The following is a 17660-nucleotide window of genomic DNA, read 5'->3' on the forward strand; positions in this document are numbered from 1 at the left end:
CCTTCGGCAGTCAAATTGAGCTACGCCGACTCAATGCTCGAACGTTCGCCATTGTTCCCCGCCCTGTGTTCGCCGTGAGCGATCAGGGGGACACACTGTGCATGCCTCGTGGATCACCGCAGCGAGGCGACATGGGACCGACCCGCACCGGCGCGACGGGGACCGACCCGCACCGGCGCGACGGGGACTGCCCCGCACCGGCGCGATGAGGCAGGATGCGCCCATGACCGCCTCGCACGAGACTCCTGAGACCCCTGTGGTGCTGGACCGGCGCGAGGGCCCCCACGGCGAGGTGGTCCTGCGCCGGCACGGCCCCCTGCTGCAGATCATCGCCAACGGCTGCTTCCTCATGGACACCTCCGACGGCCGCTCCGAGCGGCTGCTGGTGGACGCCGCGCTGCGGGCGATGGACGACCGTCCCCGGCCGCATGTGCTGATCGGCGGTCTCGGCGTCGGCTTCTCCCTCGCCCACGCCGCCGGCCAGGAGCGCTGGGGACGGATCACGGTGGTCGAACGGGAGCCCGCGATCATCGACTGGCACCGCACGGGGCCGCTCGCCCACCTCACCTCGGCCGCGTTCGCCGACCCGCGCACCGAGATCGTCGAAGCCGATCTCGTCGCCTACGTCAATGAGACATCCGCCACGTTCGACGCGCTGTGCCTGGACATCGACAACGGCCCCGACTGGACCGTCACCGAGGGCAATCGCGGGCTGTACGAACCGAGCGGACTGGCAAGCTGCGCAAGGGTGTTGAGGCCCGGAGGGGTGCTCGCGGTGTGGTCCGCCAAGCCCTCCCCGGAATTTGAAGGAACCTTGCAGAATGTCGGGTTCCAGCAGGTGCGCACCGAAGAGATCCCGGTTGCCCGGGGCGTTCCCGACGTCGTCCACCTCGCCGTCCGACCTGGATAGCAAAGGCGCGGTGACTGTGCGTACGCTGCTGCCCTGACGCCGATCAAGCGTCGATCGCAACCACGCGCAGTCAAGGAATCACCCCACGGATTCCGAAGCACACCTCAGGGGCGGGCGATGGAGCAGACACACACCTCGCACAACGGCACGACGGCGGGTCCCGGTGCGCAGCGCCGGGTCCTGGTGGTCGAGGACGACCACACCATCATCGACGCCATCGCCACCCGCCTGCGCGCCGAGGGATTCCTCGTGCAAACGGCGGGCGACGGTCCGGCCGCCGTCGACGTCGCGGAGGCCTGGCAGCCCGATCTGCTGATCCTCGACGTGATGCTGCCCGGCTTCGACGGGCTGGAGGTCTGCCGCCGGGTGCAGGCCCAGCGGCCGGTGCCGGTGCTGATGCTCACGGCGCGGGACGACGAGACCGACATGCTGGTCGGGCTCGGGGTCGGCGCCGACGACTACATGACCAAGCCGTTCTCCATGCGCGAGCTGGTCGCGCGCGTGCATGTGCTGCTGCGCCGCGTGGAGCGGGCCGCGCTGGCCGCGGCGACCCCGCGCAGCGGCGTGCTGCGGCTGGGCGAACTGGAGATCGACCACGCGCAGCGCCGGGTGCGGGTGCGCAGCCAGGACGTGCATCTGACGCCGACGGAGTTCGACCTGCTGGTGTGCCTGGCGAACACCCCGCGCGCGGTGCTCTCCCGTGAGCAGCTGCTGGCCGAGGTGTGGGACTGGGCGGACGCCTCCGGCACCCGGACCGTCGACAGCCACATCAAGGCGCTGCGGCGGAAGATCGGCGCGGAGCGGATCCGCACGGTGCACGGCGTGGGCTACGCCCTGGAGACGCCGACCCCATGAGCGACGCACCGGCCGCGCGCAAGGACCGGAGCCAGTCCTGGGGCGGCATGCGCCCGTTCTCCATCAAGACCAAGCTGGGCGCGATGGTCGTCATCTCGGTGCTGATCACCACCGGTCTGTCGATGATCGCGGTGCACACCAAGACCGAGCTGCGCTTCATCATGGTCTTCTCCATGATCGCGACGCTGCTGATCACGCAGTTCGTGGCGCACTCGCTCACCGCGCCGCTGGACGAGATGAACACGGTGGCCCGCTCGATCTCGCACGGCGACTACACGCGCCGGGTGCGCGAGAACCGCAGGGACGAGCTGGGCCACCTGGCGCAGACGATCAACCGCATGGCCGACGAGCTGGCGGCCCAGGACCAGCAGCGCAAAGAGCTGGTGGCGAACGTCTCGCACGAGCTGCGCACGCCGATCGCGGGCCTGCGCGCGGTGCTGGAGAACATCGTGGACGGGGTCACCGAGGCCGACCCCGAGACGATGCGCACGGCGCTGAAGCAGACCGAGCGGCTGGGCCGGCTGGTGGAGACGCTGCTGGACCTGTCCCGCCTGGACAACGGCGTGGTGCCGCTGAAGATGCGGCGGTTCGAGGTCTGGCCGTATCTGTCCGGCGTGCTGAAGGAGGCCAACATGGTCGCCTCCGCGCGGGCGGACATGACCGGCGGCTCCGGCAGCCACACCCGCACGGACGTGCATCTGCACCTGGACGTCTCGCCGCCGGAGCTGGTGGCGTACGCGGACCCGGAGCGCATCCACCAGGTGGTGGCGAATCTCATCGACAACGCCGTCAAGCACAGCCCGCCGCACGGGCGGGTGACGGTCAAGGCGCGGCCCGGCGAGCAGCCGGAGTCGCTGGAGCTGGAGGTCCTCGACGAGGGTCCCGGCATCCCCCGTTCGGAGTGGCACCGCGTCTTCGAGCGGTTCAACCGGGGTGCGGTCAGCCGGCCGCACGGCCCGGGCAGCGACGGCGGCACCGGGCTGGGCCTGGCGATCGCCCGCTGGGTGGTCGAGCTGCACGGTGGCCGGATCGGTGTGGCCGAATCCGAGCGGGGCTGTCGGATCCGCGTCACCCTTCCGGGAACGTCCTCAACGCAAAGTTGACGTAAAGTCTCCCCCGGACGATCAAGATCCACTGCTGCCCGGCGGGCCGGGCGCGTGTGATCAGGCAAGGGCCTGCACCCGCACCGGGTCAGGCCCGGGTGCCCCCTTCCCTGACGAGGGCGAACCACGGTTGTTTCCCGCCATTTCCAGCCCCGAAACACCGCGTTGGATGTGACTTACACGACGAAGGACCGGCTCGACCTGACCTTCACCGTCCCGGAGGCGTAGCCTTTATTCCCGCTGTCCATCACCTTGTGAAGCGGAAGAGGGCGGTTGCCGCCGTGTCGCCACAGTCCCCCAGTAACTCGAGCATCTCCACCGAGACCGACCAAGCCGGGAAGAACCCCGCGGCCGCATTCGGTGCCAACGAGTGGCTCGTCGACGAGATCTATCAGCAGTACCTCCAGGACCCGAACTCCGTAGACCGCGCCTGGTGGGACTTCTTCGCCGACTACAAGCCGGGAGCAGCCGCCGCTGACTCCTCGGCGCCGTCGGCCCCCACGGCCGCTGGGGCCGCGGGCACCACCACGGCTCCCCCGACGCCTGCGGCCCCGGCCCAGGCCGCGCCGGCCTCCCAGGCCCCGGCGCCCGCTCAGCCCGCCGCGCCCGCGAAGGCGCCCGCGCCGGCCCCGGCGAAGCCCGCCGCGAAGGCTCCGGCGGCCGCCAAGCCCGCCGCCAAGGCCGCGCCCGCGACCGAGGCTGCGGAGGGCCCCGAATTCGTGACGCTGCGCGGCCCGTCCGCCGCGGTCGCCAAGAACATGGACGCCTCACTGGAGATGCCCACGGCCACGTCCGTGCGTGCCGTCCCGGTGAAGCTGCTGTTCGACAACCGCATCGTCATCAACAACCACCTCAAGCGCGCCCGCGGCGGGAAGATCTCCTTCACGCACCTCATCGGGTACGCGATGGTGCAGGCCATCAAGGCCATGCCGTCCATGAACTGGTCGTACGCGGTCAAGGACGGCAAGCCCACCCTGGTCAAGCCGGAGCACGTCAACCTCGGTCTCGCCATCGACCTGGTCAAGCCGAACGGCGACCGCCAGCTGGTCGTCGCGGCGATCAAGAAGGCCGAGACGCTGAACTTCTTCGAGTTCTGGCAGGCCTACGAGGACATCGTCCGCCGCGCCCGCGAGGGCAAGCTGACGATGGACGACTTCACCGGCGTGACGGTCTCCCTGACCAACCCCGGCGGCCTGGGCACCGTCCACTCGGTGCCGCGCCTGATGCCCGGCCAGTCCCTGATCATGGGCGTCGGGTCCATGGACTACCCGGCTGAGTTCCAGGGCACCAGCCAGGACACCCTGAACAAGCTCGGTATCTCGAAGGTCATGACGCTCACGTCGACCTACGACCACCGGGTGATCCAGGGCGCCGCCTCCGGCGAGTTCCTCCGCCAGGTCGCCAACCTGCTGCTGGGCGAGAACAACTTCTACGACGAGATCTTCGAGGCGCTGCGCATCCCCTACGAGCCGGTGCGCTGGCTGAAGGACATCGACGCCTCCCACGACGACGACGTCACCAAGGCCGCCCGCGTCTTCGAGCTGATCCACTCCTACCGGGTCCGCGGTCACGTCATGGCCGACACCGACCCGCTGGAGTACAAGCAGCGCAAGCACCCCGACCTGGACATCGTCGAGCACGGCCTCACCCTGTGGGACCTGGAGCGCGAGTTCGCCGTCGGCGGCTTCGCCGGCAAGTCGATGATGAAGCTGCGCGACATCCTCGGCGTGCTGCGCGACTCGTACTGCCGCACCGTCGGCGTCGAGTACATGCACATCCAGGACCCGAAGCAGCGCAAGTGGATCCAGGACCGCGTGGAGCGCCCGCACGCCAAGATGGAGCGGGACGAGCAGCTGCGCATCCTGCGCCGTCTGAACGCCGCCGAGGCCTTCGAGACGTTTCTGCAGACCAAGTACGTCGGCCAGCGGCGCTTCTCCCTCGAGGGCGGCGAGTCCGTCATCCCGCTGCTCGACGCGATCATCGACTCGGCGGCCGAGTCCCGCCTGGACGAGGTCGTCATCGGCATGGCCCACCGCGGCCGCCTGAACGTCCTGGCCAACATCGTCGGCAAGTCCTACGCGCAGATCTTCCGCGAGTTCGAGGGCAACCTCGACCCGAAGTCGATGCACGGCTCCGGCGACGTGAAGTACCACCTGGGCGCCGAGGGCACCTTCACCGGCCTGGACGGCGAGCAGATCAAGGTCTCGCTGGTCGCCAACCCCTCGCACCTGGAGGCGGTGGACCCGGTCCTGGAGGGCGTCGCCCGCGCCAAGCAGGACATCATCAACAAGGGCGGCACGGACTTCACCGTCCTGCCGGTCGCCCTGCACGGCGACGCCGCGTTCGCCGGCCAGGGCGTGGTCGCCGAGACGCTGAACATGTCGCAGCTGCGCGGCTACCGCACCGGCGGCACCGTCCACATCGTCATCAACAACCAGGTCGGCTTCACCGCGCCGCCCGCCTCGTCGCGGTCCTCGATGTACGCCACCGACGTGGCCCGCATGATCGAGGCGCCGATCTTCCACGTCAACGGCGACGACCCGGAGGCCTGCGTCCGCGTGGCGCGGCTCGCCTTCGAGTTCCGCCAGGCGTTCAACAAGGACGTCGTCATCGACCTCATCTGCTACCGCCGCCGCGGTCACAACGAGGCCGACAACCCGTCCTTCACCCAGCCGCTGATGTACGACCTGATCGACAAGAAGCGCTCGGTGCGCAAGCTGTACACCGAGTCCCTGATCGGTCGCGGCGACATCACGCTGGAGGAGGCCGAGCAGGCGCTGCAGGACTACCAGGGCCAGCTGGAGAAGGTCTTCACCGAGGTCCGCGACGCCACCACGCAGCCCGCCGAGAAGGTGGAGGCCCCGGTGGAGCCTCAGGGCGAGTTCCCGGTGCCGGTCGACACCGCGGTCAGCGCCGAGGTCGTCAAGCGGATCGCCGAGTCCCAGATCAACATCCCCGAGTCGTTCAACGTCCACCCGCGTCTGCTGCCGCAGCTGCAGCGCCGCGCGGCCATGGTCGAGGACGGCACGATCGACTGGGCGATGGGCGAGACCCTGGCCTTCGGTTCGCTGCTGCTGGAGGGCGTCCCGGTCCGCCTGGCCGGCCAGGACTCCCGCCGCGGCACCTTCGGCCAGCGGCACGCGGTGCTCATCGACCGGGTCACCGGCGAGGACTACACGCCGCTGCTGCACCTGTCGGAGGACCAGGCCCGCTTCAACGTCTACGACTCGCTGCTCAGCGAGTACGCGGCGATGGGCTTCGAATACGGTTACTCGCTGGCCCGCCCGGACGCCCTGGTGATGTGGGAGGCGCAGTTCGGCGACTTCGCCAACGGCGCTCAGACGGTCGTGGACGAGTTCATCTCCTCCGCGGAGCAGAAGTGGGGCCAGACCTCCGGCGTCGTCCTGCTCCTGCCGCACGGCTACGAGGGCCAGGGCCCGGACCACTCCTCGGCCCGCATCGAGCGGTTCCTGCAGCTGTGCGCGCAGAACAGCATGACCGTGGCCGTGCCGACGACCCCGGCGAACTACTTCCACCTGCTGCGCTGGCAGGTGCGCAACCCGCACCACCGTCCGCTGGTCGTCTTCACCCCGAAGTCGATGCTGCGTCTGAAGGCCGCCACCTCGAAGGCCGAGGACTTCACCACCGGCTCCTTCCAGCCGGTCATCGGTGACACGACGGTGGCGCCGGAGGCGGTCCGCAAGGTCGTCTTCTGCACCGGCAAGCTCTACTACGACCTGGAGGCGGAGCGGCAGAAGCGGGGCGTCACCGACACCGCGCTGATCCGCATCGAGCGGCTGTACCCGCTGCCGGGCAAGGAGCTGCAGGAGGCGCTGGCGCCGTACACCAACGCCGAGAAGTACGTGTGGGCGCAGGAGGAGCCGGCGAACCAGGGTGCCTGGCCGTTCATCGCGCTGAACCTGATCGACCACCTCGACCTGGTCCTCGGCGCGGCGCCGGACAACGCCGACCGTCTGCGCCGGGTGTCCCGTCCGGCCTCCGCCTCCCCGGCGGTGGGCTCGGCCAAGCGGCACCAGCAGGAGCAGGCGCAGCTGGTGAAGGAAGTCTTCGAGATCTGATCCGGCGCGCCGGCCCACCGGCCTGACGCACACGGCGCCGCCGTACCGGACCTTCGGGTCCGTACGGCGGCGCCGCTGCGTGTACGGGGGTGCTTCCGGCGGGTCACGGGGAGCGGACCGGCCGCTTCCGGCAGCCGGTACGGCGATCGAGGCCCGCCCTTATCCTTGACCGCATGTACTTCACTGACCGCGGCATCGAAGAACTCGAGAAGCGGCGCGGCGAGGAGGAGATCACCTTCGAGTGGCTCGCCGAGCAACTGCGCACCTTCGTCGATCTGAACCCGGACTTCGAGGTTCCGGTGGAACGGCTGGCGACCTGGCTCGCGCGACTGGACGACGAGGACGAGTAGGACCGGTCACCACCGGCCGGTGCCGGCCGGGCCCTTCTCGGGCCGGACCGGCCAGGACGGCCGGTCCGGACACTGCCGCGGCGCCCCTTCGGGGGCGCTTCGTCGTTTCGGGGGCGCTTGTCGTGCCAGGGGGCGCGTGTCGTTCTCACGGTGCCTCGCTTGCACGGAGCCTCGTTCTCACGATGCGTCACGGTGTGTCTTGACTTCCACGGACCGCGATATATCGTGTCTGGTGAGGATGCGATATGGCGCGATGCCCGGCTCGACGTCCGCTCGTGTCCTCGTGACTGCCCGTGTCTCCGGTCCTGTCTTCCGGTGCCGCTCTCCTGTGTGGCCCGGCCCGTCAGAGGAGGTCTGTCCCATGTCCGAGTGGTCCGTGGGAGAACCGGCGAAGCTCACCTTCGACGAACCCGTCACCCGGCTCAACGTCCGCATCGTCCAGGGCGCGGTGAACGTGGTCGGCACCGACGAGACCACCGCCCGCCTGGAGGTCTCCGAGATCGAGGGGCCACCGCTGGTGGTGACCCAACGGGACGGCACGCTCACCGTGGCCTACGAGGACCTGCCCTGGAAGGGCTTCCTGAAGTGGTTCGACCCCAAGGGCTGGCGGCGCAGCGCCGTGGTCACGCTGGCCGTTCCGGCCGCCACCCGGGTCGAGGTGGGTGTCGTCGGCGCCACCGCCATGGTGTCGGGCATCAGCGGGGCCACGGCGGTGCGGGGCGTCACCGGGGACACCACACTGGTGGGCCTGACCGGCCCGGTCAGCGCGGACACCGTCTCCGGCGCCGTGGAGGCCCAGGCCCTCTCCGGGGACCTGCGGTTCCACTCGGTCTCCGGGGATCTGACGGTGGTGGAGGGCACCGGCACGTCGGTCCGGGCGGACTCGGTGAGCGGCTCCGTGATCGTCGACCTGGACCCGGCGGACCGGCCCACCGACGTCACCCTGACCAGCGTCTCCGGGGAGATCGCCATACGGCTGCCCCATCCGGCGGACACCCGGGTGGAGGCGAACACCGCGAGCGGTACGGTGTCCAACGCGTTCGAGGACCTGCGGGTCGACGGCCAGTGGGGTGCCAAGCGGATCACCGGCCGGCTGGGCACCGGCCGCGGCAGGGTGAAGGCGAGCACGGCCTCCGGTTCGATCGCCCTGCTGCGGCGTCCGCCGACGGAGGAGGAGGGCTGGGAGGCCGCCTCGGACACCGACCCCGGCGGCACCCCGGCCGCCCCCGGGACCGGCCCCGCGACGGACGGTCCGACCGACGGCACGACCGACAAGAAGGTGCTCTGACATGCCTCCCGTCTTCGCTCACGGCCGCCTCCGCCTGTACCTGCTCAAGCTGCTGGACGAGGCGCCTCGCCACGGCTACGAGGTGATCCGCCTGCTGGAGGAGCGCTTCCAGGGCCTGTACGCGCCGTCGGCCGGCACCGTCTACCCGCGGCTGGCCAAGCTGGAGGCCGAGGGCCTGGTCACCCACACCACCGAGGGCGGCCGCAAGGTGTACGCCATCACCGACGCCGGCCGTGCCGAACTCGCCGAGCGCAGCGGCGAACTGGCCGACCTGGAGCTGGAGATCCGCGAGTCGGTTGCGGAGCTGGCAGCCGAGATCCGCGCCGATGTGCGTGGCGCGGCGGGCAAACTGCGGCGCGAGATGCGCGCCCAGGCCTCCCAGGCCCGGCAGGGCGCCCCCGGCGGCGAGGCCGGGGAACACGGTTTCGTGGACGAGCGGGAGGCGTGGCAGGCCGCGAAGGAGGAGATGCGGCGCGTCAAGCAGGAGTGGAAGGAACAGGCCCGCCGCGCCAAGGACGAGAGCCGCCGGGCGCGCGAGGAGGCGCAGCGGGCGCGGCGCCAGGCGAAGGAGGCCCAGGAGCGGGCCCGTGCGCAGGCGCAGGAGGAACTCCAGCGCATCGCCCGCCGGATCCAGCAGCAGGTGCAGGACCACTTCGCCCGCGGCGACTGGCCGACCGGGGTGCGGGAGGGCCTGGCCGAACTGGCCAAGGAGGTGGGCACCTTCGGCAAGGAGTTCGGCAAGGACTTCGGCTTCGGCCGGCCGTCGAACGGCACCCAGTACCAGCGCCCCGAGTACTCCCAGACCCCCGAGGACTTCCCCGCCGCCTACGAACCCGCATGGGCGCACGAGGAGTTCACCGGCGACCCGGCCCGCGATCTGGACCGGCTGCTGGACCGCTTCCGGGACGACATCCGCGACGCGGCCCGCGACCACGGCGTCACCGCGGAGCAACTCCGCAAGACCCGGCACCACTTGTCCGAGGCGGCCGCCCGCATCGGGGCGCTGCTGCGCGCTCCGCAGAAGTGACGGCGGGCGCGACCGGGACGGCCGGACACGGACGTCCCGGTCGCCCGGCACCTGGCGGGCCGGGAGCCCGCCAGGTGCCCTGCCGGTCAGCCCACGGTGAAGACGATCTTGCCGAACTGCCCGCCCGACGCCATCCGTTCGAACCCCTCGCGGGCCCGGTCGAGCGGGAGGATCTCGTCGATGACGGGACGCACACCGGTGGTGTCGCAGAAGGAGAGCAGGTCCTCCAGCTCGTCCTTGGTGCCCATCGTGGACCCGACCACCTTCAGCTCCAGGAAGAAGATACGGGTCAGCTCCGCGTGGGAGGGCCGGTCGCCGCTGGTGGCACCGGAGATGACGATCGTGCCGCCGGGGCGGAGCGACTTCACCGAGTGGGACCAGGTGGCCGCGCCCACCGTCTCCAGCACCGCGTCCACCCGCTGCGGCAGCCGGGCGCCCGGCTCGACGGCCTCCACGGCGCCCAGCTCCAGGGCCCGCTTGCGCTTGGCCTCGTCGCGGCTGGTGGCGAACACCTTCAGCCCCGCGGCCTTGCCGAGCACGATCGCTGCCGTGGCGACCCCGCCGCCGGCGCCCTGCACGAGAACGGAGTCGCCGGGACGCACCCCCGCGTTGGTGAAGAGCATCCGGTACGCGGTCAGCCAGGCCGTGGGCAGGCAGGCGGCCTCCTCGAAGGAGAGGCCCTTGGGCTTGGGCAGCAGGTTCCAGGTGGGCACCGCGACCTGCTCGGCGAAGGTGCCCTGGTAACGCTCGGTCAGGATGGACCGCGGCTCCCGGGGGCCGACGCCGTGCCCGCTCTGTCCGATGACGGAGTGCAGCACGACCTCGTTGCCGTCCTCGTCGACGCCGGCGGCGTCGCAGCCGAGGATCATCGGCAGCTTGTCCTCGGACAGGCCGACGCCCTTGAGCGACCACAGGTCGTGGTGGTTCAGGGAGGCGGCCCTGACGTTGACGGTGCTCCAGCCGGGGCGGGCCTCGGGGGCCGGGCGCTCCCCCGTCTCCAGCCCGTTCAGCGGCTGGTCGCGGTCGATTCGGGCGGCGTAGACAGCGAACATGACCTTGACGATAGGGGCGCGGACCGGCCCGCGGTACCTCGCCGCCCTGTGACACACGCCCTCTTGCCAAGCCGTCCCCCGACAGGACGGCGCCGGCCCGGCCCGCCGCGCCCGACGCGCTCCCCGGCCCGCACGACGCCGCCGCAGACCGCACGACGCCCCGTGCACCGCCGACGGCCCCTGACCGTCCGGGGGCCCGTGACCGTCCGGGGGCCCGTGACCGTCCGGCGGTCCATGGGCCGCCCGGCGGTCAGCCGGGCTCGGCGCCCGGCCCCGGTTCCCCGGTCCGCTGTGTCCCGCCCGGGGACACAGCACGACCCGCCCGTGCGGGCGGGGCCGTGCGGGCCGGTCCGACGAGGCCGCGGCAGGGCGGTGAGGCCGACGGGTCGCATCGGACCCGTCGCGCGGGCCGGACGGCGCCCGGTCGCGGCGTCCGGCCCGCGGTATCGGGGTCCGGCCCGCGGCGTCCGGTCCCGTCGGGTCAGCGCCGGGCCACGCCCTCGGCGCGGGCCGCGGCCGCGACCGCCGCCGTCACGGCGGGAGCCACCCGCTCGTCGAACGGCGAGGGGATGACGTAGTCCGCGGCGAGGTCGTCCCCGACGACCCCGGCCAGTGCCTCGGCCGCCGCGAGTTTCATGCCCTCGGTGATCCGGGACGCCCGCACCTGGAGCGCGCCGGCGAAGATGCCGGGGAAGGCCAGAACGTTGTTGATCTGGTTCGGGAAGTCCGACCGCCCGGTGGCGACGACCGCCGCGTACTTGTGCGCGACGTCCGGGTGGACCTCCGGGTCCGGGTTGGCCATGGCGAACACGAAGGCGCCCTTCGCCATCGACGCCACGGCCTCCTCGGGCACCGTGCCGCCGGAGACGCCGATGAACACGTCCGCCCCGGCGAGCGCGTCCTGCAGGGACCCGCTGAGTCGGGCCCGGTTGGTGAAGGAGGCCAGCTCCCGCTTGACCGGGGTGAGGTCCTCCCGGTCCGCCGAGACGATGCCCTTGCGGTCGGCCACCGCGACATCGCCGATGCCGGCCTCGACCAGCATCCGGGCGATGGCGACCCCGGCCGCGCCCGCGCCGGAGATCACCGCCCGCAGGTCGCCGAGGGCGCGTCCGCTCAACCGGGCGGCGTTGCGCAGCGCCGCGAGGGTCACGACCGCCGTGCCGTGCTGGTCGTCGTGGAAGACCGGGATGTCCAGGCGCTCCTGGAGCCTGCGCTCGATCTCGAAGCAGCGCGGCGCGGAGATGTCCTCCAGGTTGATGCCGCCGAACGACGGCGCCAGGCGCACCACGGTGTCGACGATCTCGTCGGTGTCGGTGCAGTCCAGGGCGATCGGCACCGCGTCCACGCCGCCGAACTGCTTGAAGAGGATCGCCTTGCCCTCCATCACGGGAAGGGAGGCCCGGGGACCGATGTCTCCGAGCCCCAGCACGGCCGTGCCGTCGGTGACGACGGCCACGACGGACGACGTCCACGTGTAGTCGTGCACCAGCTCGGGCTGCTCGGCGATGGCGGTGCACACCCGCGCGACGCCGGGTGTGTACGCCAGGGACAGGTCGTCCTTGTTCCGGACCGGCACGGTGGCCTGCACGGCCATCTTGCCGCCGCGGTGCAGCGCGAAGGCCGGGTCGAAGGAATCGAGCGGCTCTGCTCCGCCGTCCTGGTCCGTGCTGTCGCTGCAAGGATTGACGATCTCCGCTGCCACGGTGTCTTTACCCCTTAACGGTCATGGATTGAGGGTGGCCACTCCTGGTGAGGGGTGGGCGGGACCGCGTACGCCCCAGTCAGTGATGCGTGCGGGCGTACGCGACGGGCGCGCCGCACACGCGCCCTGAGCCCCGGATGAGGGGTGTAAAGAACCTTCATACCGGACGGACGGCGCCGACGACAGGTCGATAACGCGAAGGTCACATGATGGCGATACGACACGTGGCCCAATAGGGGGACAAAAGACGAACAATGGCCCGACACGGCCGCAGGGTGGCGGGAAAACTCCGCTCCGACGGCCCACATTCCGAGACCTGCCGGAAATCTTCCTGTCGGAAGGAAATGTTCCCGCACAGCGTCCTGTGCGGTCCGACGGCGGCACGCGGTTGCACGGCCACCTGTTATGCGATTTTGACATCGCGACTGCCCTGTATGGCGCGGACCCGATGGCAAGATGCGTCAATCACACGAGGTCGCGACACCCGAAGGTGTGTGTTGTCGGCGACCGAACGGCAACTCCACCCACCGCCGGAGGAACCCACCATGACCGCAGGCTCCACGCGTCGTCCGACCGCCACACACCCGCGTCTGGCCGTGGTCGGTGCGATCGCGGTCGCAGGCGCCCTGACGCTCACCGGCTGCGGTGACCAGACCAAGAACGCCCAGTCGTCCGACACGGGCGCGTCCGCCTCGGCTCCGCTCGCCCACCTGCTCCCGGCGGACGTCCGCGGCGAGGGTGTCATCGACGTCGGCTCCGACATCGCCTACGCGCCGGTGGAGTTCAAGGACGACTCCGGCAAGGTCGTCGGCCTCGACCCCGACCTCGCGGCCGCTCTGGGCAGGCAGCTCGGCGTGAAGTTCCAGTTCCACAACGGCACCTTCGACGCGCTGCTGACCGGTCTGCGCTCCGGCCGCTACCGGATCGCCATGTCGGCGATGACCGACAACAAGAGCCGTCAGCAGGGTGTGGACCCCGATACCGGCAAGAAGGTCGGCGAGGGCGTGGACTTCGTCGACTACCTCAGCGCCGGCGTCTCCCTCTACACGCGCAAGGGCGACACCCGGGGCATCACGTCCTGGCCGGATCTGTGCGGCAAGAAGCTCGCGGTCGAGCGCGGCACCGTCTCGGAGGACCTCGCCAAGGCCGAGGCGAAGAAGTGTCCGAGCGGCAAGAAGCTCACCATCGAGGCCTTCGACGACAACCAGCAGGCCGAGACCCGGCTGCGCTCGGGCGGGGCGGACGCGGTGTCCGCCGACTTCCCGGTGGCGGCGTACACGGTGAAGACCTCCGGCGGCGGCAAGGACTTCCAGATCGTGGGTGAGCAGGTCCAGGCCGCCCCTTACGGCATCGCCGTCGGCAAGAAGGACACGCAGCTGCGGGACGCGCTGCAGGCCGCCATGAACGCGATCATCGACAGCGGCGAGTACCAGAAGATCCTCGAGAAGTGGGGCGCACAGGACGGCGCCGTGCAGGAATCCGTCATCAACGGCGGCAAGTGACCGGACCGAGCGGCCACCGAGAGGCACATCCGTGACTGCTGACATCGACAAGACGGCGGGTCCCCTGAACTCGCCCCCGGCCCCGCCCCAGCCCATCAAGGCCATCCCGGTCCGCCACTACGGGCGGTACGTCACCGCCCTCGTCGCCCTCGCCGTGCTGGCCGCGATCGTCTACGCGTTCAGCCAGGGCAGGATCAACTGGCAGGCCGTTCCCGACTACTTCTTCGACCACCGGATCATGACCGGCGTCGGCAAGACGCTGATGCTGACGGTGCTGTCGATGCTCATCGGCATCGCCGGCGGCATCGTGCTGGCCGTGATGCGCTTGTCGAAGAACCCGGTGACCTCGGGCATCGCCTGGTTCTACATCTGGTTCTTCCGCGGCACCCCGGTGCTGGTGCAGCTGTTCCTGTGGTTCAACCTCGGCCTGGTCTTCGAGTACATCGACCTGATGCCGATCTACAAGGACTACTGGTCGAACTTCATGACGCCGCTGCTGACGGCGCTGCTCGGCCTGGGTCTGAACGAGGCGGCGTACATGGCGGAGATCTGCCGTGCCGGTCTGCTCGCCGTGGACGAGGGCCAGACCGAGGCCGCCCACGCGCTGGGCATGAGCCACGGCAAGACCCTGCGGCGGATCATCATCCCGCAGGCCATGCGGGTGATCGTGCCGCCGACCGGCAACGAGGTCATCAACATGCTGAAGACGACCTCGCTGGTCGCGGCCGTGCAGTACCCGGAGCTGTTCCGGTACGCACAGGACATCGGCCAGGTCTCCGGTGCCCCCGTGGAGATGTACTTCCTCGCCGCGGCCTGGTACCTGATCCTGACCTCGGTGCTGAGCGTGGGGCAGTACTACCTCGAGCGGTACTACGCCCGCGGCTCCAGCCGTCAGCTGCCGCCGACGCCGTGGCAGAAGGTCAAGGCGAACGTGTTCTCCGTCGGCCGGCCCAAGGGAGGCATGGCGTGACCGGCAAGCTCAGCAAGCAGCAGGCGCCCGCGGGCCGCGGGGACGTGCCGATGGTCAAGGCGGAGGGCGTGCACAAGTCCTTCGGCCAGGTGGAGGTCCTCAAGGGCATCGACCTGGAGGTCAAGGCGGGCGAGGTGTGCTGCCTCATCGGCCCGTCCGGCTCCGGCAAGTCCACCTTCCTGCGCTGCATCAACCACCTGGAGAAGATCAACGCAGGCCGGCTGTGGGTGGACGGCGAACTGGTCGGCTACCGGCAGCAGGGCGACAAGCTCTACGAGCTGCGCGACCGCGAGGTCGCCTTGAAGCGCCGGGACATCGGCATGGTGTTCCAGCGGTTCAACCTGTTCCCGCACATGACGGCCGTGGAGAACGTCATGGAGGCGCCGGTCCAGGTCAAGCGCGCCCGGCGGGCCGACGCGCATCACCGCGCGATGAGCCTGCTGGAGCGCGTGGGTCTGGCCGACCGGGCCGGGCACTACCCGTCGCAGCTGTCCGGCGGGCAGCAGCAGCGGGTGGCGATCGCCCGGGCGCTGGCCATGGACCCCAAGCTCATGCTGTTCGACGAGCCGACCTCGGCGCTCGACCCGGAGCTGGTCGGTGACGTCCTGGACGTCATGCGGGACCTGGCCGAATCGGGCATGACGATGATCGTGGTCACCCACGAGATGGGGTTCGCCCGCGAGGTCGGCGACAGCCTGGTGTTCATGGACGGGGGCGTGGTGGTCGAGACCGGCCACCCGCGGGACGTGCTGACCGACCCGCAGCACAAGCGGACCCAGTCGTTCCTTTCGAAGGTGCTGTAGGCGGGACGCGCACACCGGGGACGAGGGGCGGTGCCGGCGCCGCGACCGCCCCTCGTCCCCGGTGTGCCGGCACCGCTACTTGAGCGCCAGCACCAGGGTGTCGGACGGCGAGCACCACACCGGCCGGACCTCCGCGAAACCCCGGGCGCGCAGCACCTTCGCGTGCCAGGCGACGGAGGGCGTGTCGCCGTCGGCGTGCTCGCCGAAGATGGCGAAACGGCGGGCCGTCGGTTCGGCCAGCACCGGGTCCTTCGCGGCCAGCTGCCACCAGTCGGCCCAGTCGAGGGCGCCCTCCTGCCGGGCCCGTTCCCTCCGTGCGTGCCGCAGGGCGCGTTCGGCCTCGTTGATCCGCGGGGTGGTCTCGTCGGTCATGTGGTCGGCGTTCAGGAAGACACCGCCCTCGCGGACCAGGTCCGCGATCTGCCCGTAGAGGGCGGCGAGGGGGTCGCGGTGCAGCCAGTGCAGGGCCGTGGCGGTCAGGACGGCGTCGTAGGAGTCGTACGGCAGCTGCGCCGGCCAGTCGGGGTCGGTCAGGTCGGCGGTGACGAAGGTGACCCGTGCGTCGCCCTCGAAGGTGCCGCGCGCGATGGTGAGCAGCGCCGGGTCGAGGTCGACGCCCGTGCTGGTGGCCCGCGGGAAACGGTCGAGGAGGCGGGCGGTGATGCTGCCGGTGCCGCAGGCCAGGTCCAGCACCCGCGGCGCGGTGCCGACCAGCGCCTCCACCATGTCGAGCATGATGCGGAAGCGCTCCTCGCGGTCGGGCATGTACCACTCCTGCTGCCGGTCCCAGCTGCGCTGCCAGGCCTGCCAGTCCGCGGCCGCCGCGGTGGTGCCGGAGTCCGTCATCGTGTCCCTCCCGAGCGCGATGCGCGTAATACCCTGTAGGCAGGAACGGCCGTTACAAGACCGCGCTCGCCACCCTAGGGCGAACCCGTAAGGACTACAAGTGGAACTGGCCTATTACTCGGATTACGCCGTGCGGCTCGTCAACAGCGAGGAGCCCGCTCGGGGCAAGGACCGGCTGACGTCGGTGGAGGCGGTCCGGGAACTGTTCGGCGACAACGCCTCGGCGGCCCGGCGCGCCACCGAGGCCGACGTGACCCGTTTCCGTTCGGTGCGCAGCCGGCTCCGCGCCGTCTTCGAGGCCGCCGACCAGGGGGACGAGACCCTGGCCGTGGCGCTGCTGAACTCGCTGCTGCTGGAGTTCCCGGTCAGCCCGCAGATCTCCGGACACGACCAGCGCGACGAGGACGGGCGCCCGCTGTGGCACATGCACCTGGCGGACCATCCCTCCAACGCCACCTCCGGCTATGCGGCGATCGCGGCGATGGGCCTGGCCTTCCACCTCACCGAGTACGGCGTGGACCGCCTCGGCCTGTGCCAGGCCCCGCCCTGCCGCAACGCCTACCTGGACACCTCCACCAACCGCTCCCGCCGCTACTGCTCCGACCGCTGCGCCACCCGTGCCAACGTCGCCGCCTACCGGGCCCGCAAGCGCCTGGAGGCCGACCGGTCGGGGAGCACGAATCTGACCGCCGACAGCGCCCAGCGCACCCGGGCCAGCGGGGAGCGCGCGGCGGACGTGCGCGGCCGGTAGCGGAACCACACCTTCGCCAGCACCAGCTCCTGAGGCACGGTGCCGAAGTCGGTGCTGTCGCTGCCCGCGTACGGGTTGTCCCCCAGCACCCACCAGCCGCTCTCGCGCCGCTCCACGGCGCGCTTGACGATGAGCAGATCCTGCTGGAAGGGGTGCCGCAGCACGACCACGTCTCCCGGCCGGATCCGGGCCCCGTACTGCACCACGAGCCGGTCGCCGTGGTGAAGCGTGGGCACCATGGACGGCCCGCTCACCTCCGCCAGGCCGAAGGGCAGCACGGCCGCCCTGCGCTCGGTCTCCTGCGACAGCTCCGGCATCACCGGCACCTCCCCGGTCCGTTCCTCCACCGCTCCCAGTCTGACCCCGGACTTTTGTCCTAAGCCCTAGGGGGCACCCGCGAAATCACGCCTTGCACGGAGTAA

The 17660-nt window shown here is 70.8% G+C and carries 15 protein-coding genes; 11 read left to right on the top strand and 4 right to left on the bottom strand.

Annotation, left to right across the window (positions count from 1 at the left end):
* Positions 1-223 precede the first annotated feature (223 nt).
* The 7 genes from OG899_RS08005 (at position 224) to OG899_RS08035 (ending at position 9612) form a co-directional block, all read left to right on the top strand.
* Positions 224-910, top strand: a complete 687-nt coding sequence (locus OG899_RS08005) for a spermidine synthase (protein ID WP_125499501.1) — start codon at positions 224-226, stop codon at positions 908-910.
* Between the two features lie 117 nt (positions 911-1027).
* The gene (locus OG899_RS08010) at positions 1028-1765 is read left to right on the top strand and encodes a response regulator transcription factor (protein ID WP_125499500.1); all 738 of its coding nucleotides are present in this window, start codon (positions 1028-1030) and stop codon (positions 1763-1765) included.
* Positions 1762-2868 carry a HAMP domain-containing sensor histidine kinase gene (locus OG899_RS08015; RefSeq protein WP_125499499.1) on the top strand — a complete coding sequence of 369 codons (1107 nt, stop codon included), beginning with the start codon at positions 1762-1764 and terminating at the stop codon, positions 2866-2868. The genes OG899_RS08010 and OG899_RS08015 overlap by 4 nt, the downstream gene beginning before the upstream one ends.
* 281 nt (positions 2869-3149) lie before the next feature.
* Complete coding sequence (locus OG899_RS08020) at positions 3150-6947, top strand: multifunctional oxoglutarate decarboxylase/oxoglutarate dehydrogenase thiamine pyrophosphate-binding subunit/dihydrolipoyllysine-residue succinyltransferase subunit (RefSeq protein ID WP_125499498.1); 3798 nt, start codon at positions 3150-3152, stop codon at positions 6945-6947.
* 161 nt (positions 6948-7108) lie between these two features.
* Entirely contained in the window at positions 7109-7297 is a 189-nt protein-coding gene (locus OG899_RS08025) for a DUF6104 family protein (RefSeq protein ID WP_308427057.1), read from the top strand.
* A gap of 361 nt (positions 7298-7658) precedes the next feature.
* A complete protein-coding gene (locus OG899_RS08030) occupies positions 7659-8585 on the top strand; it encodes a DUF4097 family beta strand repeat-containing protein (RefSeq protein ID WP_168131570.1) in 927 nt (308 codons plus the stop codon).
* Between the two features lies 1 nt (position 8586).
* The gene (locus OG899_RS08035; RefSeq protein WP_189428040.1) at positions 8587-9612 is read left to right on the top strand and encodes a PadR family transcriptional regulator; all 1026 of its coding nucleotides are present in this window, start codon (positions 8587-8589) and stop codon (positions 9610-9612) included.
* A gap of 86 nt (positions 9613-9698) precedes the next feature.
* Here the strand turns inward: OG899_RS08035 and OG899_RS08040 are convergent, their stop codons facing one another.
* A complete protein-coding gene (locus tag OG899_RS08040; RefSeq protein WP_125499496.1) occupies positions 9699-10664 on the bottom strand; it encodes a zinc-binding dehydrogenase in 966 nt (321 codons plus the stop codon).
* 481 nt (positions 10665-11145) lie between these two features.
* On the bottom strand, positions 11146-12366 hold the full coding sequence (locus tag OG899_RS08045) for an NADP-dependent malic enzyme (protein WP_125499495.1): 1221 nt from the start codon (positions 12364-12366) through the stop codon (positions 11146-11148).
* Between the two features lie 545 nt (positions 12367-12911).
* Between OG899_RS08045 and OG899_RS08050 the strand changes: the two genes are divergently transcribed.
* From OG899_RS08050 to OG899_RS08060, 3 genes are read left to right on the top strand one after another with little or no spacing between them, the layout of a single operon-like run.
* Positions 12912-13868: an ABC transporter substrate-binding protein gene (locus tag OG899_RS08050; protein WP_125499494.1), complete on the top strand. Its 957-nt coding sequence runs from the start codon at positions 12912-12914 to the stop codon at positions 13866-13868.
* 31 nt (positions 13869-13899) lie between these two features.
* Entirely contained in the window at positions 13900-14838 is a 939-nt protein-coding gene (locus tag OG899_RS08055; RefSeq protein ID WP_125499493.1) for an amino acid ABC transporter permease, read from the top strand.
* Positions 14839-14888: 50 nt separating this feature from the next.
* The gene (locus OG899_RS08060) at positions 14889-15641 is read left to right on the top strand and encodes an amino acid ABC transporter ATP-binding protein (protein ID WP_125499518.1); all 753 of its coding nucleotides are present in this window, start codon (positions 14889-14891) and stop codon (positions 15639-15641) included.
* A gap of 75 nt (positions 15642-15716) precedes the next feature.
* Here the strand turns inward: OG899_RS08060 and OG899_RS08065 are convergent, their stop codons facing one another.
* On the bottom strand, positions 15717-16487 hold the full coding sequence (locus OG899_RS08065) for a trans-aconitate 2-methyltransferase (RefSeq protein ID WP_125499492.1): 771 nt from the start codon (positions 16485-16487) through the stop codon (positions 15717-15719).
* 100 nt (positions 16488-16587) lie between these two features.
* On the opposite strand from OG899_RS08065, the gene OG899_RS08070 reads away from it, so the two are divergent.
* Entirely contained in the window at positions 16588-17238 is a 651-nt protein-coding gene (locus OG899_RS08070; RefSeq protein WP_125499491.1) for an ABATE domain-containing protein, read from the top strand.
* Here OG899_RS08070 and sodX read toward each other — a convergent pair.
* Entirely contained in the window at positions 17121-17555 is a 435-nt protein-coding gene (gene sodX / locus OG899_RS08075; protein ID WP_125499516.1) for a nickel-type superoxide dismutase maturation protease, read from the bottom strand. The genes OG899_RS08070 and sodX overlap by 118 nt on opposite strands.
* Positions 17556-17660 lie beyond the last annotated feature (105 nt).

This window comes from Streptomyces thermoviolaceus (assembly GCF_045209695.1).
Classification (GTDB): Bacteria; Actinomycetota; Actinomycetes; order Streptomycetales; family Streptomycetaceae; genus Streptomyces; species Streptomyces thermoviolaceus.

What these genes read in the sequence shown, in the direction of transcription:
- OG899_RS08060 (WP_125499518.1), top strand. Translation starts at nt 14,889, where the DNA reads ATGGTCAAGGCGGAGGGCGTGCACAAGTCCTTCGGCCAGGTGGAGGTC.
- OG899_RS08035 (WP_189428040.1), top strand. Translation starts at nt 8,587, where the DNA reads ATGCCTCCCGTCTTCGCTCACGGCCGCCTCCGCCTGTACCTGCTCAAG.
- OG899_RS08015 (WP_125499499.1), top strand. Translation starts at nt 1,762, where the DNA reads ATGAGCGACGCACCGGCCGCGCGCAAGGACCGGAGCCAGTCCTGGGGC.
- OG899_RS08030 (WP_168131570.1), top strand. Translation starts at nt 7,659, where the DNA reads ATGTCCGAGTGGTCCGTGGGAGAACCGGCGAAGCTCACCTTCGACGAA.
- OG899_RS08065 (WP_125499492.1), bottom strand. Translation starts at nt 16,487, where the DNA reads ATGACGGACTCCGGCACCACCGCGGCGGCCGCGGACTGGCAGGCCTGG.
- OG899_RS08050 (WP_125499494.1), top strand. Translation starts at nt 12,912, where the DNA reads ATGACCGCAGGCTCCACGCGTCGTCCGACCGCCACACACCCGCGTCTG.
- OG899_RS08005 (WP_125499501.1), top strand. Translation starts at nt 224, where the DNA reads ATGACCGCCTCGCACGAGACTCCTGAGACCCCTGTGGTGCTGGACCGG.
- OG899_RS08040 (WP_125499496.1), bottom strand. Translation starts at nt 10,664, where the DNA reads ATGTTCGCTGTCTACGCCGCCCGAATCGACCGCGACCAGCCGCTGAAC.
- OG899_RS08010 (WP_125499500.1), top strand. Translation starts at nt 1,028, where the DNA reads ATGGAGCAGACACACACCTCGCACAACGGCACGACGGCGGGTCCCGGT.
- sodX (WP_125499516.1), bottom strand. Translation starts at nt 17,555, where the DNA reads ATGCCGGAGCTGTCGCAGGAGACCGAGCGCAGGGCGGCCGTGCTGCCC.